We start from the raw sequence: 24,042 nt of genomic DNA, 5'->3' as shown, positions 1-24,042 counted from the left end.
CCCATGACTCTCCGACACGGGACGAAGCCGGCCCGCCGCAGGTGGCCCCTGTACCGGCCGAGGCCGTGGCCCCCCTCATGCGCGGAATCGGCGTACTGCTGCAACTGAGCGAGGCGGAGGGCACTCTGAGTCTGAGCGGGCTGGAGCGGGCCACGGGCCTGGCCCGCTCCACCGTGGACCGGATCACCGCGACCCTCGCGCACATGGGATACGTACGCCTGGACGGCAGAGACGCGATCCTGGCCCCGCGGCTGATGGAACTGGGCAACGCCTACCTCTCGGCGCTGCGGCTGCCCAGCCTGCTGAGCGCCCACGCCGATGCCCTCGCGGACGAGCTCGACGAGTCGGTGTCGCTCGCGGTGGGCGATGGGGACGGCATCCGCTTCATCCACCAGGCGACCCGTCGCCGGGCGATGTCGCTGAGCTTCCGTATCGGCGACCTGCTGCCCGCCGAGCGGACCGCGCCCGGACCGCTGTTCGCGACGGGGTGGGGGGAGCGGGAGTGGGCGCGGTGGCGGGAGCGCAGGGCGGCTGACCCGCACGACGAGCGGTTTCCGGCCGTACCGCCGCGCGCGGACGGGCCGCCCGACGAGGACTTCGTGATCCGTACCCGGGAGGCGCGCCTTCAGGGCTGGGCCCTGGACGACCAGCTCATCGAGCCCGGTCTGGTCGCGATCGCCATACCCGTCCGCGACGTACGCGCAAGGCCTTCGGAGCCCGGCATCGCCTGCGTCGCCAGTGTCGTGAGCCACACCAGCCGGCACACGGCGGCCTCGCTCCGCAACACGCTGATGCCCCGGCTGCGGGCGACCGCGGACGCGATGGAACGGGAGCTGCGCGAAGCCCCCGAACCCGAAGGCCTGCACATCCCGTCAGACCTCGCCGTGTGGACGGGAACCTCCAAGCAGGAGCTGGGACAGGACTTCATCGAGTCGCTCGCGCGGGGTCTGACCGTGCTGACCGCCTTCGGGGAAGGCCGGGCCGCACTGACGCTCAGTGAGGTGGCGCAGGCCACCGGACTGGCACGGGCCACAGCGCGGCGGGCACTGATCACCCTTGAGCACCTCGGTTACGTCGCCGCGCGCGACCGTACGTTCAGCCCCACCCCGCGCGTCCTCGCGCTCGGTTTCCCTCCCCTGTCCCGTACGACGCTGTCCCGCATCGCCCAGCCGCATCTCGCCGACCTCGCAGGACGGGTCGGCGACTCGACGGCGTTGGCGGTGCTCGACGGCGAGGACGTCCAGTTCACGGCCCACGTCCCCGTCAGCCGGATCATGAGCGCGAGCCTCACGGTGGGCACCCGTCTTCCGGCATCCGCGACATCGGTGGGCCGCGTCATCCTGGCGGACCTCCCGCCTGCCGAACGCACGCTGAACCTGCGCAGGATGACCGCGCGCACGACCACGGACCCGGCCGATCTGACGGTGATCCTGGAGCAGGTCCGCCAGGCGGGCTACTCGCTGGTGGACGAGGAACTGGAGGAGGGGCTTCGGTCCGTCGCGGTCCCGGTGCGCGACCGTACGGGCCGGGTCGTCGCGGCGGTGAGCGTGGCGATGCACACAACGCGACGGACCCCCGAGCAGTGCGTGGCCGAGGTCCTCCCCGACCTGCGCGACACGGCGGCCCGTATCGAGGCGGATCTGCATGTCGCGGGGCGCTTCGCGCGCATCTCCATGATGTGAGTGGCGTCCTCGTACGCAGTCGCGGGCGCACGAGGACATCCCCCTGTGGCGGCGCTAGCCGGCGATGTGCAGCTCTGCCTCGATACGGGCGGCGGTGGCCAGGAGCGGGGGCAGCAGAGTCTCGCGTACCCAGCGGGCGTCTCCCCGTCGGACATGGGTGGCCAGGTTGACTCCGGCCACCACCTGTCCTGCCTCGTTGCGGAGGGGCGCGCCGATCGAGATCACGCCCTCTTCGAGCTCTTGGTCCACCAGGCACCAGCCCTGCGCCCGCACCTTCTCCAGTTCCGCGAGGAGCGTCTCCCGCGAAGTGATGGTGCGGGCGGTGAGCGGGCGCAGGGACACCTTGTCCAGGTAGGTCCGCAGCCGTTCGTCGTCGAGGTCGGCGAGCAGGACCCGGCCCAGGGAGGTGGCGTGGGCGGGAAAGCGGGTGCCGATACTGATGGACACCGACATGATCCTCCGGGTGGGCACCCGGCTGACGTACACCACCTCGTCGCCGTCGAGCACCGCCACCGACGAGGACTCCTGGACCTCGGCGACCAGCTGTTCCAGGTGGGGCAGGGCGATCTCCGCCAGGGACAGACTGGACAGGTAGGCGAAACCCAGCTCCAGGACCCGGGCGGTCAGGCGGAAGTGCCGGCCGTCGGTGGCCACGGCCATGTAGCCGAGATCGGTCAGGGTGAGCACGAAGCGCCGGGCGGTGGCGCGGCTCATGCCGGTGGCCTTGGCGATCTCCGCGAGGGTCATCTCGCGTGTGTCGGCACGAAAGGCACGGATGACGGCGATACCCCGTTCCAGCGACTGCACGAAGTACCGCCCGTGCTCCTTCTCGTCCATGCGCTGCGGCTCCGGTTCTCGAGGTGTTACGACTCGGCCTTCTGCAGGGCGAGGTCACCACTGCGGTCGGCCACCGGCGTGTCCGTGTCGCCGTTGTGGTGCTTGGCGCGCTGGATCTGTTCGTAGACGTGGGCGCGCAGTTCGGCGAAGCGGGTGCTGGAGCGGGTGTGCAACTGGTCGCGCTCGTCGGGGAGATCGATGGTCAGGTCCTCCTGCACCACGGTCGGTGAGGTGGACAGGATGATGGTGCGCTGGCCGAGATAGACGGCTTCGTCGATGTCGTGGGTGACGAACAGGACGGTGACGCCCAGGTCGCGCCACAACTGCCGGATGAGGTCCTCCAGTTCGGCGCGGGTCTGGGCGTCGACCGCGGCGAACGGCTCGTCCATGAGCAGCACCTTCGGTTCGAAGGCGACGGCCCGGGCGATGGCGACGCGCTGCTGCATACCGCCCGACAGCTGCCAGGGGTACGCCTCGTGGGCGTCGGCGAGTCCGACCACCTCCAGGGCGTGGTCGACCAGTTCCTTCTCGCGGGCCTTGCCGAGTTTCTTGCGGCGCAGGGGCAGGGCGACGTTGTCGCGGACGTTCATCCAGGCGAACAGGGAGCGGCCGTACTCCTGGAAGACCACGGCCATGCCGGGCGGGGGTCCGTCGACCGGGCGGCCGTCCAGGCTCACTTCGCCGCTGGTCGGGGTGAGGAGCCCCGACATGCACTTCAGCAGCGTGGTCTTGCCGCACCCGGACGGCCCTACCAGGCACACCAGTTCACCGGCGCCGATGTGAAACGTCAGGTTCCGCAGTGCTTCGACGTTGCGGTTCCGTCCGGTGTAGATCTTCTGCAGGTTGCGTACGTCGAGCATCGACGTCTCCTTGTCAGGGGTTGCGCTGGGCCCGGCGCAGGCCGTGGTACCAGGCCAGGACCCGGTTCTCGGCGAGGCGGAAGAGCAGGGAGAGGACGAATCCGAGCAGGCCGAGCAGCAGGACACCGCTCCACATCTCGGGAATGGCGAAGGACCGCTGGAACTGCACGATGGTGAAGCCGAGTCCGTTGCTGGCGGCGAACATCTCGCTGATGACCATGAGGATGATCGCGATGGACAGGGCCTGCCGCATGCCGGTGACGATCTGCGGGCTGGCCGAGCGCAGCACCAGGTGCCACAGCCGGGAGGGGCCGGTGATGCCGTAGGAGCGGCAGGTGTCGCCGAGCACCTCGTCCACGGCGCGGACGCCTTCGACGGTGTTGAGCAGGATCGGCCACACGCAGCCGCTGACGATGACGATCACCTTCATGGTGTCGCCGATGCCGGCGAACAGCATGATGACGGGCACCAGCACCGGGGGAGGGATGGCCCGGAAGAGTTCCAGGACCGGCTCCAGGACGTCACGCACGCACCGGTGCATGCCGACCACCAGGCCGAGTCCGACCCCGACGGCGACGGCGAGGAGGTATCCGGTGAGCAGGCGGACCAGGCTGGGTACGACGTCCGACAGCAGCCGTTCGCCCGTCCACACGTCCCCGAACCTGCCCAGGATGGTGGACAGCGGGGGGACGTAGAAGTCGGTGCTACCCGCGGTGGCGAACCACCACACGGCGAACAGGACCGCGGGCAGACCCAGGACCAGCCCGGTCCGCCGGGCCAGTGTGAGGACGGTGGTCACTGTCCCTCCCTGCGCATCGATTGGTGCCAGTGCAGTGCCCGTCGCTCGACCGCCCGGGCCAGCAGGTTGACGGCGACTCCGAGGAATCCGGTGACCAGGACCAGGGCGTAGACCCGGGGCACGGCGCCGGAGGTCTGCGCGACCGCCAGTTCCTTGCCCAGGCCGGGTGCGCCGATGACGAGTTCGGCGGTGATCGCCAGGACCAGTGCCACGGTCGCGGCCAGCCGTACGCCGGTCATCACGTACGGCAGCGCGGTGGGCCACAGGACGTACCGCACCCGCCCCCAACCGCCCATCTGGTAACTGCGGGCGGTGTCCTCGGCGACCGGGTCGACGTCCTGGGTGCCGGCCAGCACCTGGACGAGCACCTGCCAGAAGGAGGCGTACACGACCAGCAGCAGCTTCGACTCCAGGTCGGTGCCGTACAGCAGCACCGCCACCGGGATCAGGGCCACCGACGGGATGGGGCGCAGGAACTCGATGGTGGAGGCGGTCACCGCCCGCAGTACCGGCACCGAGCCGATCACCACGCCGGCCACCACGCCGGCCACCACGGCGATGACCAGGCCCAGGCCCCAGCCGGTGAGGGTGTCGCCGAGCGCGGTCCAGAACGCGTCCTCGCCGAGCATCTGCGCGAGGGCCCGGATCATCTCGGAGGCGGGCGGGAGGTAGTCGGCGGAGACGACACCGGTGTGCGGCAGCACCTCGAGCAACACCACCAGCCCGGCCAGGCCCGCCAGGCCCCGCAACGGGGTGCCCGCCGCGTCCACTGCGCGCCGGATGCGGCCGCCGCCCGGCCCGCCGGGACCGGCAGCGGTCGCGGCGGGCTTCGTCAGTACAGGAGTGCTCCCGGTCGCGCTCATGAGAAGAGGGCGTCCAGGTCGGGCTTCTTGCCGCTGAAGATGCCGTCCTGCTCGCCGAGTTCGGCCAGCTTCTCGAGGGAGGCCATGTCGTACTCGGCCGGCCAGGTCGGCAGCGTCAGGTTCTTCAGCACCTCACTGTCGATCTTGGTGTAGGAGGTGAGCGTCTGTCGTGCCTCGTCCGGGTGCTCGGAGGCGTACTTCAGCGACTCGGTCACCGCCTCGGTGAACTTCTTGACCAGGTCGGGGTTCTCCTGGGCCAGCTGGGCGGAGGCGAAGTACGTCGCGATGGTGAGGTTCGGGTCGGTCTCGGAGAACGGCGACGCCACCACGCGGGCGCCCTGGCCCTGGGCGATGGTCAGCGCCGGCTCGCCCATCCACGCGGCGTCGACCTGGCCGCCGTCCAGCGCGGCCGGCATCTGGTCGAACGGCATCTCGACGAACTTGACCTTCGAGGGATCGCCGCCGTCCTTGCGCACCACCTCACGGACCGTGGTGTCGCCGATGTTCTGCAGGGTGTTGACCGCCACCGTCTTGCCGGCGAGGTCCTTGCCCGACTTGATCGAGCTGTCCTTCTTGACGGCGACCCCGCTGATGTCCTTGCCGGTGTCACCGGTGGAAGCGGCCCCGTTCACCACGGACTTGATCGGTACGCCCTTGGTCTGAGCGATCATCAGGGAGGTCACGTTGCTGAACCCGAACTGGAACTGACCGCTGACCACGCCGGGGATGATGGCGGCGCCGCCCTGGGCGGCTTCCATCTTCAGATCGATGCCGCGACTGCTGAAGAAGCCCTTCTCCTTCCCCAGATACAGCGGCGCCACGTCGACGATCGGAATGATCCCGACCTTGACCTCGGTGGTCTTGCCACCGTCCGACGACGAGGCACCGGTCGCAGACGACGAGGATCCGCATCCGGCCGCTCCCGCGACCGTCAGCACCGCTACAGCAAGCCCTAGAACGCGCCTTCGCATAGGGGCCCTCCTGAGGGGAACGGGTGTGTGCGCAATGCGCACTAAAGTCCGTGTGCCGAACAAGGTAGGCGGAGGCTATGTCTCCCTCTGGGGCGCGTCAATAGGTGACGGCGAGGTTGCGCCGCCGGGTTCGGTCGCCGTTCTGAAGCGCGCAAGGGCGCATCCTCGGCTCACGCGCCTTGCGGGATCGGGACCGGTGCGGACGGCGAGCCTCCCTGCGGCTCAGAGGGTCGCGCGCAGGTGGCTGACGGTGACGAAGTGGTAGCCGCGGGCGGTGAGGGTGCGCAGGATCTCGGGGACGGCGGCGACCGAGGTGGGGTGGATGTCGTGGATCAGGACGACGTCGTTGCGCTCGGCCTGGGTGATGGCGGTCTGGGCGACCTTGGCGGGGTCGTGGTACTTCCAGTCCTCGGTGTCCACGTCCCGCAGGGCGAGGGAGAGGCGGGTGGCTGCCCGGACTCTGTTGTCGATCGCGCCGTAGGTGAGGACGGAACAGCGTCGGTTCCTTGCCCGTTGCGGCCTTGATCGCCGCGTTGGTGCGCTCCAGCCGGGAGCGGATCTGGGCGGGGGTGAGGTTGGTGAGAACCGGGCGGTTCCAGGAGTGGTTGGCTATCTCGTGGCCTGACTTCATCTCGGCGCGGACCATGTCCGGGTGGGCGGCGACGTTCTGGCCGACGACGAAGAAGGTGGCCCGGGCCTTGTGCTGGGCGAGGTACTTGAGCAGCGTTCCGGTCTCGGGAGCCGCAGTGCCGTCGTCGAAGGTCAGCGCGATGCACTTCACCTTGGAGCAGTCCGTCGCGTCCTCGCCCGGGTGCGGCTGCGCGGCAACGGTCGCGGCGGGGGTGTGGGCGGCACCGAGGTCGAGTTTGTCGTCCGGGTCGGTGGCCTGGTGCCGGGCGCGGCTGCCGAAGTCGGACAGCCACGGGGTGACGGTCGCTTTGGGGAGCATGACGGAGATGCGGCCGGCCGGAGGGACACCCACCGTGCCCCGGTCGAAGTCCACCTTCAGATCGCCGTCGGCGTTGAAGGCCATGTCGTCCAGGTAGGCGTCGCGGCCCTCCTGGTCGCCGAGCGCCATGTCGACGGTCTTCGGAGTGACCCCCTCCCGCTTCTCCAGGTCCGCGACGAAGGCGTCCCGGGAGTCGTCGGCGATGAGTCCGAGGGACGGCTCCCCCTCTAGGTGGTCAGCTTCACCCCGAAGCTGTCTCTGACCAGCATCGCGAAGGCAGGCACCAAACTCACGGTGCCGATCGGCATCCAGGGCCCGGCGGCGAAGAAGGGCGCGGTCAAGTCCCTGACGGTGCAGGTGTCGTACGACGGTGGCCGCACCTGGAAGCCCACCAAGGCGCGCACGTCGCAGGGTGGCGACCGATACCTCACCCTCACCCACCCGAACCACCCCACCACGGTCGGACTCAAGGCCACCCTCGCGGACCGCGACGGCAACACAGTGACCGAGACCCTGCCGACCGCGTATCGCACGGTCACGTGACCTGGCCCACACTCGCGGCACGCACCGGAGGTTTTCGCTGCCTGCGGCACGGCCACCATCCGTTCGAACCGGACAGCATGAAGCCCCCAGGCCACGGTCTGGGGGCTTCCGCTCGGGCGGACAACGAGCCGAACCGGTTCAGCACAGGCCTCTTCTCGAACGTGGGTCGCCCCGTTGGTGACGGCCTCGGAAGCGAGGCCCTCGACGTGGCCGGCGTCGGGATCTCCTCGCTGCTGCCGCTGTTCCGCTGGTCCGGTCAGGACGAGGACGCGCGGCAGGCCGCCGTACGGTACTGGAAGCGGTCGATCCAGATCGCGGCGGACCTCGGCGTGGACAGCATGATCTCGGAGTTCAACGGGCGGCCCGAGGACCCCGACCGCAGTGAGGCGCAGTTCTGGAGGTCGATGGAGGAGCTGTTGCCGGTGTTCGAACGCGAGGGCATCAAGCTCGCGCTGGAACCGCACCCGGACGATTTCATCGAGAACGGCTTCGACGCGGTCAACCTGATCCGGGGCATCAACCACCCCAACGTCACCTTCCTGTACTGCGCCCCGCACACCTTCCACATCGGCAACGACGCTCCGGGCATCATCAAGCACGCGGGCGATCTGCTCACCCATGTCCACCTCGCCGACGTCTTCGACCACACGGCGTCCTCCGGCAACCGTTACATCCTCAACCCGCCCGGCACTGCGGCCCGTGTCCATCGGCATCTGGACATCGGGGAGGGTGAGGTCGACTTCGACGAGCTCTTCCGCGAGCTGCACGCGAACGGCTTCGACGGCACCCTCACGGCGTGTGTCTTCGCCTGGGAGGACCGGGCCAAGGAGTCCTCGGTGTTCAAGCGGGGCAAGATCGACGAATACCTCGCCACCTGGTCGTGACCTACCCCGTGGCCTCGTCGGCGGCCCGCACGCCGCCGACGGGGCCACGGCCTCCCGGGGCAGCCCTCATCAGCGGCGTCCTGGCCTGCTCACACAATCTTGCGTTGACAACCTATTGACATGACATTTGGCCGCGAGGCATCGTGCTGCCGAGCGCTTTTAAAGCGCTCTAAGCTCGCTCATCACTCCCCGGACACCCGGAGCGAAGGGACCCATGAAATGCCGTTCGAAGTGCTGACCATCGGCCGCGTCGGAGTGGATGTGTATCCACTCCAGACCGGCGTGGGGCTCGCGGAGGTCACCTCGTTCGGCAAGTACCTCGGCGGCAGCCCGACCAACGTCGCCGTGGCCGCCGCCCGGTACGGGCACTCCGCCGCCGTGATCACCAAGACGGGCCGGGACCCGTTCGGCGACTTCGTACGCTCGGCCCTGGACGGCTACGGCGTCGACAGCCGGTTCGTCGGTACGTCGGACATCGCGCCGACGCCGGTGACGTTCTGCGAGATCTTCCCGCCGGACGACTTCCCGCTGTACTTCTACCGCCTGCCGAAGGCTCCTGACCTGGACATCCGGGCCGATGAGCTGGACCTGGGCGCGGTGCGGGACGCGGCGGTCTTCTGGTTCACGGGGACGGGGCTGAGCGAGGAACCGAGCCGTTCGGCCACCCTCGCCGCGCTGGCGCACCGGGCGGAGACGGGCACAACCGTGTTCGACCTGGACTGGCGGCCGATGTTCTGGAGCGACCCGGCCGAGGCCCGCGCCCAGTACGCCGAGGCCCTGCGGCACACCACCGTCGCCGTCGGAAACCTCGACGAGTGCGAGGTCGCGACGGGGGAGCGCGAGCCGTACGCCGCCGCCGAGGCACTGCTTGCCGCCGGAGTCGAGCTGGCGGTGGTGAAGCAGGGCCCGAAGGGCGTGCTGGCCATGGACCGCGACGGCTCGGTCGCCGAGATCCCGCCGGTTCCGGTGGATGTGGTGAACGGCCTCGGTGCCGGTGACGCCTTCGGCGGGGCGCTGTGTCACGGGCTGCTGTCCGGCTGGGACACCCGCCGCGCGGTGACCTTCGCCAACGCCGCCGGCGCGATCGTGGCCGGCCGGCTGTCCTGCTCCGACGCGATGCCCACCGAGACCGAGGTCGACACCAAGCTCCAGGAAGCGTCTGGCGCCCCCACCGAAGCCTCCATCGAGGTTTCCACCGACGCTTCCCCCGAACGAAAGGCCTGACGACGTGATGTCCGACCACCTGAGCCGGATCGTGACCGCCCGAGTGGGCGACCCGGGCGCCGTCGCGGCCGCCGCCACCCGCCGCGTCAAGGCCACTTCGATGTTCGGCGAGCACGGCAAGGCCATGATCATCGCCGCCGACCACCCGGCGCGCGGCGCCAACGCCGTCGGTGCCGACCCCTGCGCGATGGCCGACCGCTCCCGGCTCCTCGACCGCCTCTGCGTCGCCCTGGACCGCCCCGGCGTGACCGGCGTGCTGGCCACCGCCGACATCATCGAAGACCTGCTGCTGCTCGGCGTCCTGGACGGCAAGAGCGTCTTCGGCTCCATGAACCGCGCCGGCCTCGCGGGCTCGGTCTTCGAGATCGACGACCGGTTCACCGGGTACGACGCCGCCACGATCGCCGAGATGGGCTTCGACGGCGGCAAGATGCTCACCCGCATCGCCCTGGACGATCCCGCCACCCCTTCGGTGCTGGAGAACACCGCCCGCGCGGTCGACGAGCTCAACGACCGTCAACTGATCGCGCTGGTGGAGCCGTTCCTCTCGTCGTGGCAGGACGGCCGCATCCGCAACGACCTCTCGACGGATGCCGTCATCAAGTCGATCACCATCGCGTCGGGACTGGGCCGCCGCACCGCCTACACCTGGCTGAAGCTGCCGGTCGTCGACGACATGGAGCGTGTCCTCGCCTCCTCCACGCTGCCCGCGCTGCTGCTCGGCGGCGAGGTCAAGGACGCGGACGCCGCCTTCGCTTCCTGGGGCAAGGCGCTGAAGCAGCCCACCGCGCAGGGCCTGGTCGTGGGCCGCTCCCTGCTCTACCCCTCGGACGGCGATGTCGCCGGTGCCGTGGACCGGGCGGTGAGCCTGCTGTGACGTCGACGAACAAGTACCACCTGCCGAAGGGCAGTTCCGCCGACGGCCCCTACGACGTCCTGGTCACGCCCGAGTCGGCGGGCTGGGAATACTCCGGGCTCAGGATCCTGACCCTGGGCCCGGGAGAGGCGCACGCCCTGTCCACCGGTGACTCGGAGTTCCTGGTCCTGCCGCTGACGGGCTCGTGCACCGTCACCACGGACGGCGGGGCGGCCTTCGAACTCGCCGGTCGGACGGGCGTGTTCGCCTCGGCCACCGACTTCGCCCATCTCCCCCGGGAGTCGGAGGCCCTGATCAGCAGCGCGGCCGGTGGACGGTTCGCGCTGCCCTCCGCCCGTACCGAGCGGGGAGGTCAACCGGCTCGGTACGGGCGCAAGGAGGACGTACCCGTCGAACTGCGTGGCGCCGGGGCGTGTTCGCGGCAGGTCAACAACTACTGCCTGCCGGGCACCTTCGAGGCCGAGCAGTTGCTGGTGTGCGAGGTGCTCACCCCGGGCGGCAACTGGTCGTCGTACCCGCCGCACAAGCACGACGAGGCCCGCACGGACGACGCGGGCAACCCGGTCGAGTCCGAGCTGGAGGAGATCTACTACTTCGAGGTCGCGGGCGGCGAGAACGGCTTCGGCTACCAGCGCGTCTACGGCACCCCCGAGCGGCCGATCGACGTGCTCGCCGAGGTCCGCTCCGGCGACACCGTGCTCATCCCGCACGGCTGGCACGGCCCCTCGATCGCCGCGCCCGGATACGACCTGTACTACCTCAACGTCATGGCCGGCCCGGGACCGGACCGCGCCTGGCTGATCTGTGACGATCCCGCCCACGGCTGGGTGCGGGGGACCTGGGACGCCCAGGACATCGACGACCGGCTGCCGTTCGCGGCCGAGGAGAACGAGTGATGGAAACGATCAGGCTGACCACCGCCCAGGCACTGGTCCGCTTCCTGGCCAACCAGTACAGCGAGCGCGACGGCCAGGAGCAGCGCCTCATCCCCGGCGTGTGGGGCATCTTCGGGCACGGCAACGTGGCCGGCATCGGCCAGGCGCTGCTCCAGGCGGCCGTCACCGAAGAGGCCGATCTGCCCTACTACCTGGCCCGCAACGAGCAGGGCATGGTGCACGCCTCAGTGGCGTACGCGAAGATGCGTGACCGGCTGGCCACCTTCGCCTGCACGGCATCGACCGGCCCCGGCTCGACGAACATGATCACGGGCGCGGCCCTGGCGACGACCAACCGCCTTCCGGTGCTGCTGCTGCCGTCCGACATGTTCGCCACCCGCGCCGCCGACCCGGTGCTCCAGCAGCTGGAGGACACCCGGGGCGGGGACGTCACCGTCAACGACGCCTTCCGCGCCGTATCGAAGTACTTCGACCGGATCCAGCGCCCCGAGCAGCTGATCCCGGCCGCGCTCGCGGCGATGCGGGTGCTGACCGACCCGGTGGAGACGGGCGCCGTCACCCTCGCGCTGCCGCAGGACGTGCAGGCCGAGGCCTACGCCTGGCCCGTCTCCTTCTTCCGCCGCCGGGTCTGGCACGTGGGCCGCCCGGTGCCGGAACAGGCCGCCGTCGAGCGGGCCGCCGCGCTGCTCCGCAACGCGAGGAAGCCGCTCATCGTGGCCGGCGGCGGCACCGTCTACTCCGGTGCCGAGACCGCCCTGCGGGCCTTCGCCGAGGCCACCGGCATCCCGGTCGCCGACACCCACGCCGGCAAGGGCGCGGTGCCGTGGGATCACCCGTACGCGGTCGGCGGCATCGGCTCCACCGGCGCGTACGCCGCCAACGAGCTCGCGCGCGAGGCCGACGTCGTCCTCGGCATCGGCACCCGCTACAGCGATTTCACCACCGCCAGCCACACGGTCTTCGGCCACCCGGACGTCACGTTCGTCAACCTCAACGTGGCTCGCCTGGACGCCGTGAAGCACTCGGCTCAGCCGCTGGTGGCCGACGCCCGGCTCGGCATCCAGGCACTGGCGGGGGCGCTCGCGGACTGGGAGGTCGAGCCCGAGTACCGCTCGCGCACCCGCGAACTCATCGCCCGTACGCGGGAGATCGAGGAGGAGTGCTTCGCGCCCGACCGCAACACCGGCGAACTGCCCGCCCAGACCCAGATCCTCGGCGCGCTGAACGACGTCCTCGACGACCGTGCGGTCGTCATCAACGCGGCCGGCTCCATGCCCGGCGACCTGCAACAGCTGTGGCGGGCGCGGGATCCGAAGGCTTACCACGTCGAGTACGCCTACTCCTGCATGGGCTACGAGGTCGCCGCCGGCGTCGGCGCCAAAATGGCCGACCCGTCACGCGAGGTCGTCGTCCTCGTCGGTGACGGCTCGTATCTGATGATGGCTCAGGAGATCGTGACCATGGTCTCCGAGGGCCTGAAGGTCATCATCGTCCTGGTCCAGAACCACGGATTCGCGTCCATCGGCGCTCTCTCCGAGTCGCTCGGCTCGCAGCGCTTCGGCACCAAGTACCGCTTCCGCAACGACGATTCGGGACAGCTCGACGGCGGCATCCTGCCCGTCGACCTGGCAGCCAACGCCTCCTCCCTCGGCGCGGACGTCCTGCACGCGACCACCGTCGACGAGTTCCGTACCGCGATGGAGAAGGCCAAGGCCGCCCAGTACACCACGGTCGTTCACGTCGAGACCGACCTCTACGGCCCCAACCCGCCCGGCCACGGCTGGTGGGACGTCCCGGTCAGCGAGACCTCCGCCCTGGACTCCACCCGCAGCGCGTACGAGACGTACGCCGCCCACAAGCGGGCCCAGCGCCACTACCTGTAAGTCCCGTCCCCGCAAAGGAAACCCGCACCGTGAAGACCATCCAGCACTGGATCAACGGCAGCCCCGTCCCGGGCTCCGCCGCCGGCACCCAGCCGGTGTTCAACCCGGCCACCGGTGCCGAGCAGGCCCAGGTGGTCCTGGGCGGCGCCGCCGACGTGGACACCGCCGTCGCCGCCGCCACGCAGGCCTTCGAGACCTGGTCGGAGTCGTCCCTCACCCAGCGCACCCAGGTGATGTTCGCCTTCCGCCAGCTCCTCGTCGACCACGAGGAGGAGCTGGGCCGGATCATCTCCGCCGAGCACGGCAAGACCGTCGACGACGCGCGCGGCGAGATCACGCGCGGCCGTGAGGTCGTGGAGTTCGCCTGCGGCCTCGGCGACGTGTTGAAGGGCTCCTTCTCCGACCAGGTCTCCCGTGGCGTGGACGTGCACAACTTCCGCCAGCCGCTGGGTGTCGTCGCGGGCATCACGCCGTTCAACTTCCCGGCCATGGTGCCGCTGTGGATGCACCCCATCGCCATCGCCACCGGCAACACGTTCCTGCTGAAGCCGAGTGAGCGGGACCCCTCCGCCGCCAACTTCGTGGCCGAGCTGTACAAGAGGGCGGGTCTGCCCGACGGCGTCTTCAACGTCGTCCACGGCGGCAAGGACGCGGTCGACGCGATCCTGACCCACCCCGGAATCCAGGCGGTCTCCTTCGTCGGCTCCACCCCCATCGCCAAGTACGTCCACGAGACCGCCACCGGCCACGGCAAGCGGGTCCAGGCCCTCGGCGGCGCCAAGAACCACGCCGTCGTCCTGCCCGACGCCGACCTCGAATTCGCCGCCAACCACATCACCGCCGGCGCCTACGGCTCCGCGGGCGAGCGCTGCATGGCCGTCTCCGTCGCCGTGGCCGTCGGGGACGCGGCGGACGGGCTGGTGGAGATCCTGGAGCGCAAGGCCCGCGAGGTGAAGGTGGGCCCCGGTGACGCCCCCGGCACCGAGATGGGCCCGCTGGTCACCAAGGCCTCTCAGGAGCGCGTCGAGAACGCGGTCGGCACCGCCGCCACCCAGGGCGCCACCGTCGTCGTCGACGGCCGCGGGCTGAAGGTCGACGGGCACGAGGAGGGCTTCTTCACCGGCCCCTCCCTCCTCGACCACGTCACCACCGAGATGGACGCCTACAAGGAGGAGCTGTTCGGCCCGGTCCTGGCGATTCTCCGCGTGGACAGCCTGGATGAGGCGATCGACGTCATCAACGCCAACCCCTACGGCAACGGCACCGCCCTGTTCACCGCCTCCGGCGAGGCCGCCCGCCGCTTCCAGCGCAGGATCAACGTCGGCATGATCGGCATCAACGTCCCCGTCCCGGTCCCGATGTCGTACTACTCCTTCGGCGGCTGGAAGGACTCCCTCATCGGCGACTCGCCGATCCACGGCCCCGAGGGCATCCGCTTCTACACCCGCCCCAAGGTCGTCACCACCCGCTGGCCCCGGACCGAGCAGCAGCTCACGGCCGGCTTCAACTTCCCCACCTCCAGCTGAGACCCGGTTCCCCCCACACGCCCCGATCCGTAGGAGGTGGCCGTGGACGTCAGGGACGACGCCACTGAGGCCCCCACCACAAACCCGGCCGTCAGCGACCACGCCTCTCGCGAGGTCTACCGGCGGCTGCGGACCATCACCGTCATCGCCACGTTCGGCGGACTGCTCTTCGGCTACGGCACCGGGGTCATCTCGGGTGCACTCCCTTTCACGGCCCTCTCGCCCGAGGAGGGCGGGCTGGGCCTCACCCCGCTGACCGAGGGAATCGTCGCCTCCTCACTCGTCCTCGGTGCCGCCTTCGGAGCCCTGTACGGCGGGCGGCTCGCCGACCGGCACGGGCGCAAGCGGACGATCCTCGCACTCGCCGTCCTGTTCTTCGCCGGCGCGCTGGGCACCGGGCTCGCACCCGACCTGTCGGTGACGGTGCTGTTCCGTGTGCTGCGGGGACTCGCCGTGGGTGGCTCGTCCGCGACGGTGCCGGTGTTCATCGCGGAGCCGGCGCCCGCCGAGCACCGCGGCCGGCTCGTCACCCAGAACGAGCTGATGATCGTGACCGGTCAGCTCCTGGCCTACACGTCCAAGGCGGTCATCGCCGAGACGGCGGATGGCCAACTTCGCGGTCACGCTGGTGTTCCCGCCGCTGATCGACGCGGTCGGCGGAGTCACCTTCCTGCTCTTCGCCGCGATCAACGCCGCCACGTTCTCCTACTACGTCCGCACTGTTCCTGAGACCCGGGACCGCTCGATGGAGGCCAACGAGTCCCACTTCCGCCGGCAGTTCGCCGCCTAGGTCACTTCTTCGCTTCGAAAGGCACCGCCATGACCACCTCCGCCAAACCCCTGTCCGTCGCGGTGATCGGGGCCGGTATGGCCGGCCGCAGCCACGCCGCCGGATACCGCAACGTCAACACGGTCTTCGGGGCCGGTCTGCCGCCGGTCCGGCTGGCCGCGATCGCCGACGCCAACGTCGCGCTCGGCGAGGACGCCGCCCGCCGCTACGGCTTCGAGAAGGCGCTCCCCAGCTGGGAGGCCGTCGTCGAGGACCCGACGATCGACGCCGTCAGCATCGTCGTCGGCAACGCCCTGCACCGGCCGATCGCGGAGGCGCTGGTCGCCGCCGGCAAGCATGTGCTGTGCGAGAAGCCGCTCGCCGGGTCGCTCGAAGACGCCCGAGCCATGGCCGAGTTGGAGACCACCGCCGAGGTGGTGACCGCCGTCGGGTACACCTTCCGCCGGGCTCCGGGCATCGCCGCGATCCGCGACCACGTCGTCCGCGGTGAGCTGGGCGACCTCACCCTGTTCAGCGGCCGCTACTGGTGCGACTACGCCACCGACCCGAAGGGGCCGCTGAGCTGGCGGTTCAAGGGCGGACCGGGTTCCGGCGCGCTCGGTGACATCGGCTCGCACGTCATCGACGTCGCCGAGTACGTGGCCGGTCCCGTCGTCTCGGTGTCCGGTGCCTCGCTGTCGACGCAGATCACCGAGCGGCCGCTGCCGCTGGGAGCGGTCGTCGGGCACAACGCCGCCCCGGTCTCCGACGAGTTCGGCGAGGTCGAGAACGAGGACACCGCCACCTTCACCGCCCGCTTCGAGTCCGGCCTGGTCGGCACCTTCTCGGTGACGCGCACCGGCTTCGGCCTGCCCAACGGGCTCTTCTTCGACGTCCTCGGCGTGGGCGGCCGGGCCGCGTTCGACCAGCACCGTCCTGCCGAGTACCTCTTCGACGACGCCCAGCCCGACGCCCGCACCCGCGGCGCCCGGCAGGTCATCGCCGGCCCGCAGCTGCCGTACTTCGCGGGCGGGGTCCCGATGGAAGCTCCGGGTGTCGGCGCCGCCAACGGTGACAACTTCACCTACCAGGCACGGGCGTTCCTCGACCAGGTCGCGGGCGTCGCCGAGCCGCTGCCGGCCTGCGCCACCTTCGCCGACGCGCTGCGGACCATGGAGATCATCCGGGCCGTCGTCCAGTCCTCCCAGAACGGTGGCGCCGCCGCCCCCGTCCCGCCCGTCGCCTGACCCCTCCTACCGAAGGAAAAGACTCATGGCCCTCAAGCTCGGCGCCTACACCGCCTGTCTCCACGACCGCACCCTCACCGAAGCCCTCGACATCCTCAAGGCCAACGGCCTGACCTCGGTCGAGGTCAACACCGGCGGCTTCATCCCCTCGCCGCACTGCCCCGTCGACCTCCTGCTCTCCTCCGCCACCGCCCGCGACGAGTACCTCGCGACCTTCGCCGAGCGCGGCATGGAACTGACCGGCCTCAACTGCAACGGCAACCCGCTCAACCCGCTGCCCGGCGTAGGCCCCAAGCACGCCGACGACCTGCGCCGCACCATCCGCCTCGCCGGCCTCCTCGGCGTCAAGCACGTCGTCACCATGTCCGGCACCCCCGGCTCCGACCCCGACGCCAAGTACCCCTCCTGGGTCGTGAATCCGTGGGACGGCGTGTACATGGACGTCCTGGACTACCAGTGGGGCGTGGCCGTCGAGTTCTGGAAGGAGATCGACGCCCTCGCCCAGGAGAACGACGTGCGCGTCGCCATCGAGATGCACCCGCACAACGTCGTCTTCTCCCCGGTCACGTTGAAGCGGCTCGTCGACGAGGGCGGCCTGACGAACGTCGGCGCCGAGATGGACCCCTCGCACCTGATGTGGCAGGGCATGGACGTCATCGCCTCCATCAAGTGGCTGGGCCCACTCGTCTTCCACGCCGCCGCCAAGGACGCCACCCTCTGCCCCGGCGCCGACATCCGCGGCGTCCTCGACACCTCCTTCACCCGCGTCCCCGCCGACGCCGACGGCAAGGTCCCCACCGGCTACGGCTTCTGGTGCAACGCCTGGCCCGAGAACCCGGCCTGGAAGTTCGTCGCCGTCGGCCTCGGCAACGACGTCCCCTTCTGGACCGAGTTCCTGCGCGCCCTCGCCGACATCGACCCCGACATGGCCGTCAACATCGAGCACGAGGACGCCGCCTACTCCCAGACCGAAGGCCTCGCCCTGGCCGCCAAGAACCTCCACAGCGCCGCGTCCGCGCTGTAAGTCATATCCGCCGGCCTGCGTGGCCCCGTTCCCAGGAGCACTGGGAACGGGGCCGCGTCGGGTCGGAGCAGTCGGGCATCGCCGCCGACGAGGCGGGCTGTCGTCATCCAGCCGGCGGGCGGCCGGTCAGAGGGTGGCGCGCAGGTGGCTGACGGTGACGAAGTGGTAGCCGCGGGCGGTCAGGGTGCGCAGGATCTGAGGGACGGCGGCCACCGAGGTGGGGTGGATGTCGTGCATCAGGACGACGTCGTTGGCCTGCGTCTTGGCCATGACCGTCTGGGCGACCTTGGCGGCGTCGCGGGTACTCCCAGTCCTCGGTGTCCACGTCCCACAGCACGGGGGAGAGGCGGGTGGCGGCCCGGACCTGGGTGTTGATGGCGCCGTAGGGAGGACGGAAGAGGGTGGGCTCCTGGCCGGGGGCGGCCTTGACGGCGGTGTTGGTCCGGTTGAGCCGGGAGGCGATCTGCTCGGGGGTGAGCTTGGTGAGGTCGGGGTGGTTCCAGGAGTGGTTGCCGATCTCGTTCCCGGCGCGGGCGGCGGCGCGGACCAGGTCGGGGTGGGCGGCGACGTTCTGGCCCGTGGTGAAGAAGGTGGCGCGCGCCTTGTACTGCGCCAGGTACGTCAGCAGGGTCGCCGTCTCCGGCACCGCCGGTCCGTCGTCGAAGGTCAGGGCGACGCACTTGACCTTCTTGCAGTCGGTGTCGTCGTCGGAGGCGGTGTGGGAGGGGACGGCCGGCTCGGGGACGTCGGCCGTGCCCAGGTCGAGCGAGCGGCTGGGCGTCAGGGGCTGCTGCTGGGCACGCTTTCCGAAACCGGACAGCCAGGGGGTGACCGTCTTCTTGGGGACGGTCACCATGTAGGCCCCGGCGCCCGAGGGACCGACCTCCCCGCAGTCGAAGGACACCCGCAGTCCGCCGTCGCCGGTGAACGCCATGTCGTCCAGGGCGGCGGCACAATCTCGGAATGAGCCCCGCCCGCAGCAGGGACGACTTGCCGCTGCCGGACGGCCCGAACACGGCAGCCAACCCCGGACGATGCCTGCTGCCGTCGTTGCTGTGGCCGACACCGCATCGCGCGTCGCTCATGCCTGTTCGGAGCGGAGGGTGACCGCGTGGTGGAGGGCGCCCCGGCACGCCTGGATGGCAGGGTGTCGGCTGCGGCCTTGGCGTACGACGGTGAAGATGCGGCGTGTGCGCTGGCCGCGGGGGAGTTGCCGCAGGGGGACGGTCGAAGGCTGTCCGCTCCAGACGAGGCCGGGCAGGAAGGCCGCGGCGTGGTTCTGCTCGACGAGGCGCTGGTGGAGCAGGAGGTCGGTGGTCTCGAACCGTACGTCGGGTTCGAAGCCGGCGTTGCGGCACAGGGTCATGGCCCAGTGCCGGGCGGCGGTGCCTTCGGGTTCCATCACCCAAGGGTGGTCGCCGAGTGAGCGCAGCGCCGCCAGCGGGCCATCGCCGGCCGTGTCCGATCCGTCCGGCGGCCTGGGCAGTGCCAGATGGAGGGGGTCGTCGAGCAGGTCTTCCTATTCGAGCTCGGCGGGCCGCGGGTTCGGGTTGCCCGGGTATTCCTCGGCGAGCACCAGGTCGAAGTCGCGGGCCTGCAGGGCGGGGAGGGCCTTTTCCGGTTCCATGTGCGTGAGGTGGATCCGGAGGTGCGGGTGCCGGTCGCGCAGCAGGCTCAGCGCGGTGGGAACCAGGGCCAGGGCGGCCGTCTGGAACGAGGCGATACGGAGCGTGCCGGTCAGGTCGGTCAGAGAGGCGGCGATGTCCGCCTCCGCGCGCTCCAGGCGTTCCAGGACCGCTTCGGTGTGGGCGACGAGGATCTCGGCCTGCTCGGTCAGCCGTACCCGCCGCCCCACCGGCTCGAGGAGCGGGACGCCGACTTCGGCCTCCAGTTGCGAGAGCTGCTGGGAGACGGAGGAGGGCGCGTAGGACAGGGCGGCGGCGACGGCTGCCAGGGTGCCGCGGTGCTTCAGTTCCCGCAGTAGGCGCAGCCGGTGCAGGTCGAACATGGGCACCCGCTCTCCTCGCCGCCGTCCGACGCACCCTAATGATCGGTTTTGTCGATGAGTATAGGTCGGAAACATTCGCTGGACCGATCGCATGCGGGCGCCGCACTCTCGTCGTGTGACTGAGACTGCTTCCTCCCCCCGTACGCTGCCGTGGCATGCGCGTCCCGGCGCCCCGGCGGCGGCCGGTCCCTCATGTTCAACGGCCATCTCGACACCGTCAGCCTCGCCGACTACGACGGCGACCCGCTCGACCCGCAGATCCGCGCGGCAGGATGTACGGCCGCGGCACCTTCGACATGAAGGGCGGCATCGCGGCCATGATGGTCGCCGCCGCCCGCGCCACCGCCCACGGCCCGCTGCGCGGCGACGTCATCCTCGCCTGCGTCGCCGACGAGGAACACGGCAGCTTCGGCACCGAGGAGGTGCTGGAGTCCTTCACCGCCGACGCGGCGATCGTCACCGAGCCGAGCCACCTCGAAGTCACCCTCGCCCACAAGGGCTTCGCCTGGTTCGACGTACGGATCGAAGGCCGCGCGGCCCACGGCTCCCGGCCCGATCTCGGCATCGACGCCATCGCCAAGGCCGGGCACTTCCTGGTCGCCCTGGAGGACCTGGGCCGGCGCCTGGCCCAGGGCCCGGCCCACCCCCTCCTGGGCACCGGCACCGTGCACGCCTCCGTCATCCAGGGCGGTGAGGAGCCGTCCACCTACCCGGCGCGCTGCCACATCACCCTGGAGCGCCGCACTGTCCCCGGCGAGGACGCCGACAGCGTGGAGCGCGAACTGACCGCCGTACTCGACCAACTCGCGGCCACGGTCCCCGACTTCCGCTACCGCCTGACCCGCGGTCTGCACCGTGCCCCCTTCGAAGCCGACCCCGAGGCCGACATCGTCCGCACTCTCACCCACCACGCCGAACAGGCCCTCGGCCATCCACCGGTGGTACGGGTCGAGCCCTTCTGGACGGACTGCGCCCTGCTCGACCGCGCCGGCATCCCCTGCCTGCTCTTCGGCGTCGACGGCGAAGGCGCCCACGCGGCCACCGAGTACGTCGACCTCGCCTCGCTGGACCGCCTCACCGACATCCTCACCGCCACCATCACCGACTTCTGTTCCTGAAGCCCGCTGCGCGGTCGGCGTAGCGGACCGCCCGCTTGGAAGGCGGCGGTCGCCGCGGCGCAGGACGACCTGCCGGCCCGGGGTCAGCAGGCCGGCACTTGGGACCCGGTCGCTCCGGGGCGGTGCGGCTACGGCTTCCACCAGGCGGCGGAGGCGTCGCGCAAGGTGTTGGTGCCGCAGTGGATCTCGCCCATGCCGAGGTGGTACGTGTACCAGTCGTCGACGTACGACACCCGCATGCCGGCACGCGTGTACGCGGCGGTGACGGCCTCGGTGAAGATGTCCTTGCCGCCGATGACGGGACCCCACTGGCGCGGGGCGAGGTAGCGGTCGCGGGAGAGCAGGATGCCGTTGACGGCTCCCGGGACGTACGCACTGGTCATGACGGTCCCGGGAGCCCGGGCGGCGGAGGGAGAGCCTCCGGCGGCCGGCTCGTCGGCGCGGTCGAGGAACCGCTGCTGACCGTGCTTCTCGGCGGCCTCCGGGGCGGCGCTGCCGCCGAGACGGCGGAGCAGCGGCACACGGGTCCCCCCGTCGCCGCTGTCGATGCCCCGTGTGTACAGGGCGGGCACCCGGACGATCTCCTCGTCGGTGACGCCCGTCTCCCGCTTCAGGATCTCCAGGTTGGCCGCGATCTTCCTGTCGGCCATCTCGTTGTCGGCCACCAGGTGGCGGGAGGCGAGGGCCTGGTCGACGGTTTCCGTGGGGGCCTGTACTCCGTCGAGGCCCGGGACGGAGAACATCTTGGTCGCGCCGTGGCCGCCCTGCCGTGCGTCGCGCAGGAGCTGCAGTCCGGCCTCGGGGTCGGCGACGCCGATCCGCCAGCCGCGCGGGGTGTCGGCGGGCAGGAACTGCACGAACTCGTCGACGTGCCCCACGTGCAGCCATGAGGTGTCCAGCAGGAGCGGGTCCTGCAGGCCCTGGGATTTCAGCAGCGTGCGTATCTCCTTCGAGGGGCGCACTCCGCTGCCGTCCCTGCGCTCTCCCATGATGATCCGGCCGGCCGGGAACGACTTGCCGTTGTGCACGTGGGGCGGGATGGTCTCCAGGTTGCCGTAGGAGTTCAGGGTCTCCCAGCCCTGCATGTCGCGGCCCTTGGCCTGGACGACACCGATGTTCGGTCCGCGCAGCTTCTCGTAGAGCTCGCGCCCGGCCTCGCGGTCCTGGGCGGAGCGCAGCATGACGCGCATCGTCCGCTGCTTGCCGTCCGCGCCGGTCATGTTGAGGTAGGCCGGCTCGACGAAGTCCTGGGCCCAGACGTCGCCGTACTTCTCGAACGTCACCAGCGGCTTGGTGATGCCGGCCTGCTGGGCCTCCTTCTCCAGGTCCTTGACGAACTTTCGCTGGAGCTTGGCCCAGGGGTCGCTGCCGCCGACCTTGGTGACCAGCAACTGCTGCGTGTTCTGCAGGGCGTGGTGGGTGAGCAGCGGGGCCGCGCGCAGGGTGACGGTGTCGGAGGCGGTGCCGGCGGACGAGGTCACTTCCAGGCGGATCGCCGTGCGGCCGTCCCATTTCGCGCTGTCGCGGATCACGTCCTTGCCCTCGACGCCGAACTCGACGCCGGCGCGCAGCTCGGCCCGCGTCAGCCGGGTCTGCGAAGTCACCGGCTTCCAGGCGCCGTTCTGCTTGACGAAGACCCTGGTCTGCGCGGCGCCCTTGGTGACCTTGACACTGCCCTTGGCGTCGGAGGGCAGCTTCCGCATCGGTGCCGAGCGCACCCGGGCCAGGTCGGCGGCGTCGGCCCTGCCGTTGACCTTCTTGTCGGAGGCGTCGTTGCAGACGGCCAGTGCGGCGTCGGAGAGCGGGCGGCCGCCCGGGCCGGTGGTCGGGCATCGCTTGCTGTCGTCGTCGATGTTGGGCAGGAAGACCGCTCCCCGCGCGACGGACCAGGTGTCCTCGCCGGCCGCGTCGGTGCCGCCGGTGAGGTCGATCCGCCCGTCGCGGTTGACGTCCGCCCTCAGGTCGACGCGCGGCGGCTCCGCCGCGTATGCGAGCGCCGGAGGTGTCAGCACCGCTCCCGTCGTGGTGAGGGCGAGCACCACTCGTCCAGCGTTTCTCGTGCGCACATCGCTTCCCTTCGTTCCGTACGGTGGTCCCCCGTCGAAGAGGATGAGGCGGAACGGGTGCTGTGCGTTGCCTGTGCGGAGCGAAGTCATCCTTGTTGATGAGGTGTTGATGAGTAGCTGATGAGTTGCCACCAGGCGGGTCAGTGCCGTGGGCAGGAGGGGGCGGCGGAACGTAGAGCCCGCTCCAATTTCGTTCACCCTGCGGGCGATTGCACGGTGCGGCCGTCCGGTTGGGGCCGGGCTGGTGCGGCGCCCCTCCGTACGGCCCCCTACCGGCCGATCGCGTCAGGCCGGGCTGCGATGTCCGGCTCCCGCCCCTCTCCCGTCGCGGATTGCGGGAAGGCGCGGCGTACGAACTCCGCGATGTGGTCGTACAGCAGATGCGCGGCGCCGCTCGCGTCGCCCTCCAGTGCGCGGGCGAGGATCCGCCGATGCTCCTCCGCCTCCCGCTCCCAGCTCGGGGTGGACTCCCAGGCCACCACGGAGACCAGTGCCGCCTGGTCGCGCAGGTCGTCCAGCATGCGTACCAGGAGCGGGTTGCCGCAGGGGTGATAGAGCGCGCGGTGGAAATCGCGGTTGGCCAGGGAGCGCTCGGCCCGGTCCTCGGCGGCGTCGGCGCGGTCCAGGGCCTCCTGGGCGCCGGCGAATCCCGAATGCGCGAGCGTGCTGCGGCGCAGTGCCTCAGGTTCGAGCATCAGCCGTACGTCGTAGACGGAGCGCGCCATGGTCGCGTCCACCGCGCGCACTGCCGCGCCCTTGAACTCGCTCATCACCACCAGGCCGCGTCCGGCCAGCGTCTTGAGCGCTTCGCGTACGGGCGTCTTGGACACCCCGAACCGCCCGGCCAGCTCGATCTCGACCAGCGGCTGTCCCGGCGGCAGCTGGCCGGTGAGGATGGCCTGCGTCAGGTGTTCGAGGACGAACTGGGTCCGGGAGGGGATGGGAACGGCCGGTGTGGGGCCGGGCAGGGACGCATTCATGCGGCAACAGCTCCCAGGGCTCGGGGGCGGCATCGG

The 24,042-nt window shown here is 70.5% G+C and carries 22 protein-coding genes and 3 pseudogenes; 14 read left to right on the top strand and 11 right to left on the bottom strand.

Annotated features, from left to right (window positions below):
• The first annotated feature begins 77 nt into the window (after nt 1–77).
• A complete protein-coding gene (locus tag ACIREI_RS10710; RefSeq protein WP_403330885.1) occupies nt 78–1,682 on the top strand; it encodes an IclR family transcriptional regulator C-terminal domain-containing protein in 1,605 nt (534 codons plus the stop codon).
• 54 nt (nt 1,683–1,736) lie between these two features.
• Here ACIREI_RS10710 and ACIREI_RS10705 read toward each other — a convergent pair whose 3' ends face one another.
• The 6 genes from ACIREI_RS10705 to ACIREI_RS10680 all read right to left on the bottom strand — a co-directional run bounded on the left by ACIREI_RS10705 (nt 1,737) and on the right by ACIREI_RS10680 (nt 6,778).
• Entirely contained in the window at nt 1,737–2,519 is a 783-nt protein-coding gene (locus ACIREI_RS10705) for an IclR family transcriptional regulator C-terminal domain-containing protein (RefSeq protein ID WP_403330120.1), read from the bottom strand.
• A 26-nt stretch (nt 2,520–2,545) separates the two neighbouring features.
• Nucleotides 2,546–3,379, bottom strand: coding sequence for an ABC transporter ATP-binding protein (locus tag ACIREI_RS10700; protein ID WP_403330117.1), 834 nt, complete (start codon nt 3,377–3,379; stop codon nt 2,546–2,548).
• 13 nt (nt 3,380–3,392) lie between these two features.
• Entirely contained in the window at nt 3,393–4,178 is a 786-nt protein-coding gene (locus ACIREI_RS10695) for an ABC transporter permease (protein ID WP_403330114.1), read from the bottom strand.
• Nucleotides 4,175–5,041: an ABC transporter permease gene (locus ACIREI_RS10690; RefSeq protein ID WP_403330111.1), complete on the bottom strand. Its 867-nt coding sequence runs from the start codon at nt 5,039–5,041 to the stop codon at nt 4,175–4,177. Before ACIREI_RS10690 ends, ACIREI_RS10695 begins: the two co-directional genes overlap by 4 nt.
• Nucleotides 5,038–6,012, bottom strand: a complete 975-nt coding sequence (locus ACIREI_RS10685; protein WP_403330108.1) for an ABC transporter substrate-binding protein — start codon at nt 6,010–6,012, stop codon at nt 5,038–5,040. Before ACIREI_RS10685 ends, ACIREI_RS10690 begins: the two co-directional genes overlap by 4 nt.
• 97 nt (nt 6,013–6,109) lie before the next feature.
• Nucleotides 6,110–6,778 carry a polysaccharide deacetylase family protein gene (locus ACIREI_RS10680; RefSeq protein ID WP_403330882.1) on the bottom strand — a complete coding sequence of 223 codons (669 nt, stop codon included), beginning with the start codon at nt 6,776–6,778 and terminating at the stop codon, nt 6,110–6,112.
• On the opposite strand from ACIREI_RS10680, the gene ACIREI_RS10675 reads away from it, so the two are divergent.
• The 12 genes and pseudogenes from ACIREI_RS10675 (at nt 6,665) to ACIREI_RS10620 (ending at nt 17,834) form a co-directional block, all read left to right on the top strand.
• Nucleotides 6,665–7,192: a hypothetical protein gene (locus tag ACIREI_RS10675; RefSeq protein WP_403330929.1), complete on the top strand. Its 528-nt coding sequence runs from the start codon at nt 6,665–6,667 to the stop codon at nt 7,190–7,192. The two genes, ACIREI_RS10680 and ACIREI_RS10675, sit on opposite strands and share 114 nt — an antisense overlap.
• A complete protein-coding gene (locus ACIREI_RS10670) occupies nt 7,193–7,504 on the top strand; it encodes a hypothetical protein (RefSeq protein WP_403330105.1) in 312 nt (103 codons plus the stop codon).
• Between the two features lie 161 nt (nt 7,505–7,665).
• A complete protein-coding gene (locus ACIREI_RS10665; protein WP_403330102.1) occupies nt 7,666–8,388 on the top strand; it encodes a sugar phosphate isomerase/epimerase family protein in 723 nt (240 codons plus the stop codon).
• Nucleotides 8,389–8,607: 219 nt separating this feature from the next.
• Entirely contained in the window at nt 8,608–9,612 is a 1,005-nt protein-coding gene (gene iolC / locus ACIREI_RS10660; RefSeq protein WP_403330099.1) for a 5-dehydro-2-deoxygluconokinase, read from the top strand.
• Between the two features lie 7 nt (nt 9,613–9,619).
• A complete protein-coding gene (locus ACIREI_RS10655) occupies nt 9,620–10,489 on the top strand; it encodes an aldolase (protein ID WP_403330096.1) in 870 nt (289 codons plus the stop codon).
• A complete protein-coding gene (gene iolB / locus ACIREI_RS10650; RefSeq protein WP_403330093.1) occupies nt 10,486–11,385 on the top strand; it encodes a 5-deoxy-glucuronate isomerase in 900 nt (299 codons plus the stop codon). The genes ACIREI_RS10655 and iolB overlap by 4 nt, the downstream gene beginning before the upstream one ends.
• The gene (gene iolD / locus ACIREI_RS10645) at nt 11,385–13,268 is read left to right on the top strand and encodes a 3D-(3,5/4)-trihydroxycyclohexane-1,2-dione acylhydrolase (decyclizing) (RefSeq protein ID WP_403330090.1); all 1,884 of its coding nucleotides are present in this window, start codon (nt 11,385–11,387) and stop codon (nt 13,266–13,268) included. Before iolB ends, iolD begins: the two co-directional genes overlap by 1 nt.
• A 29-nt stretch (nt 13,269–13,297) precedes the next feature.
• Nucleotides 13,298–14,794, top strand: a complete 1,497-nt coding sequence (locus ACIREI_RS10640) for a CoA-acylating methylmalonate-semialdehyde dehydrogenase (RefSeq protein ID WP_403330087.1) — start codon at nt 13,298–13,300, stop codon at nt 14,792–14,794.
• A 42-nt stretch (nt 14,795–14,836) separates the two neighbouring features.
• Nucleotides 14,837–15,400: pseudogene (locus ACIREI_RS10635) on the top strand (MFS transporter); the annotation flags it as partial.
• Nucleotides 15,399–15,584: an MFS transporter gene (locus ACIREI_RS10630; RefSeq protein ID WP_403330085.1), complete on the top strand. Its 186-nt coding sequence runs from the start codon at nt 15,399–15,401 to the stop codon at nt 15,582–15,584. The pseudogene ACIREI_RS10635 and the gene ACIREI_RS10630, both read left to right, overlap by 2 nt.
• Nucleotides 15,585–15,613: 29 nt before the next feature.
• Nucleotides 15,614–16,810 (top strand): Gfo/Idh/MocA family protein, encoded by a 1,197-nt coding sequence (locus ACIREI_RS10625; protein WP_403330082.1) that lies wholly within the window; start codon nt 15,614–15,616, stop codon nt 16,808–16,810.
• A 25-nt stretch (nt 16,811–16,835) separates the two neighbouring features.
• A complete protein-coding gene (locus tag ACIREI_RS10620; RefSeq protein ID WP_403330080.1) occupies nt 16,836–17,834 on the top strand; it encodes a sugar phosphate isomerase/epimerase family protein in 999 nt (332 codons plus the stop codon).
• 103 nt (nt 17,835–17,937) lie between these two features.
• Here ACIREI_RS10620 and ACIREI_RS10615 read toward each other — a convergent pair whose 3' ends face one another.
• From ACIREI_RS10615 to ACIREI_RS10605, 3 genes and pseudogenes are all read right to left on the bottom strand, one after another.
• On the bottom strand, nt 17,938–18,768 hold the full coding sequence (locus ACIREI_RS10615) for a polysaccharide deacetylase family protein (RefSeq protein WP_403330077.1): 831 nt from the start codon (nt 18,766–18,768) through the stop codon (nt 17,938–17,940).
• A gap of 16 nt (nt 18,769–18,784) precedes the next feature.
• Nucleotides 18,785–18,919: pseudogene (locus ACIREI_RS10610) on the bottom strand (hypothetical protein); the annotation flags it as partial.
• Nucleotides 18,916–19,842 (bottom strand): annotated as a pseudogene (locus ACIREI_RS10605) (LysR substrate-binding domain-containing protein). The pseudogenes ACIREI_RS10610 and ACIREI_RS10605, both read right to left, overlap by 4 nt.
• A gap of 272 nt (nt 19,843–20,114) precedes the next feature.
• On the opposite strand from ACIREI_RS10605, the gene ACIREI_RS10600 reads away from it, so the two are divergent.
• Nucleotides 20,115–20,960, top strand: a complete 846-nt coding sequence (locus ACIREI_RS10600; protein ID WP_403330074.1) for a M20/M25/M40 family metallo-hydrolase — start codon at nt 20,115–20,117, stop codon at nt 20,958–20,960.
• Between the two features lie 128 nt (nt 20,961–21,088).
• Here the strand turns inward: ACIREI_RS10600 and ACIREI_RS10595 are convergent, their stop codons facing one another.
• Both ACIREI_RS10595 and ACIREI_RS10590 read right to left on the bottom strand, forming a co-directional pair.
• A complete protein-coding gene (locus ACIREI_RS10595; protein ID WP_403330071.1) occupies nt 21,089–23,026 on the bottom strand; it encodes a protein-arginine deiminase domain-containing protein in 1,938 nt (645 codons plus the stop codon).
• Between the two features lie 269 nt (nt 23,027–23,295).
• Nucleotides 23,296–24,006 (bottom strand): GntR family transcriptional regulator, encoded by a 711-nt coding sequence (locus ACIREI_RS10590; protein ID WP_403330068.1) that lies wholly within the window; start codon nt 24,004–24,006, stop codon nt 23,296–23,298.
• Between the last annotated feature and the right edge of the window lie 36 nt (nt 24,007–24,042).

Origin of the sequence: Streptomyces sp. NPDC093591 (genome assembly GCF_044764885.1) — a bacterium.
Taxonomy (GTDB): Bacteria; Actinomycetota; Actinomycetes; order Streptomycetales; family Streptomycetaceae; genus Streptomyces.
Note: the sequence above shows the minus strand (reverse complement) of the source record. Positions and strands in the feature narration are given on the sequence as shown.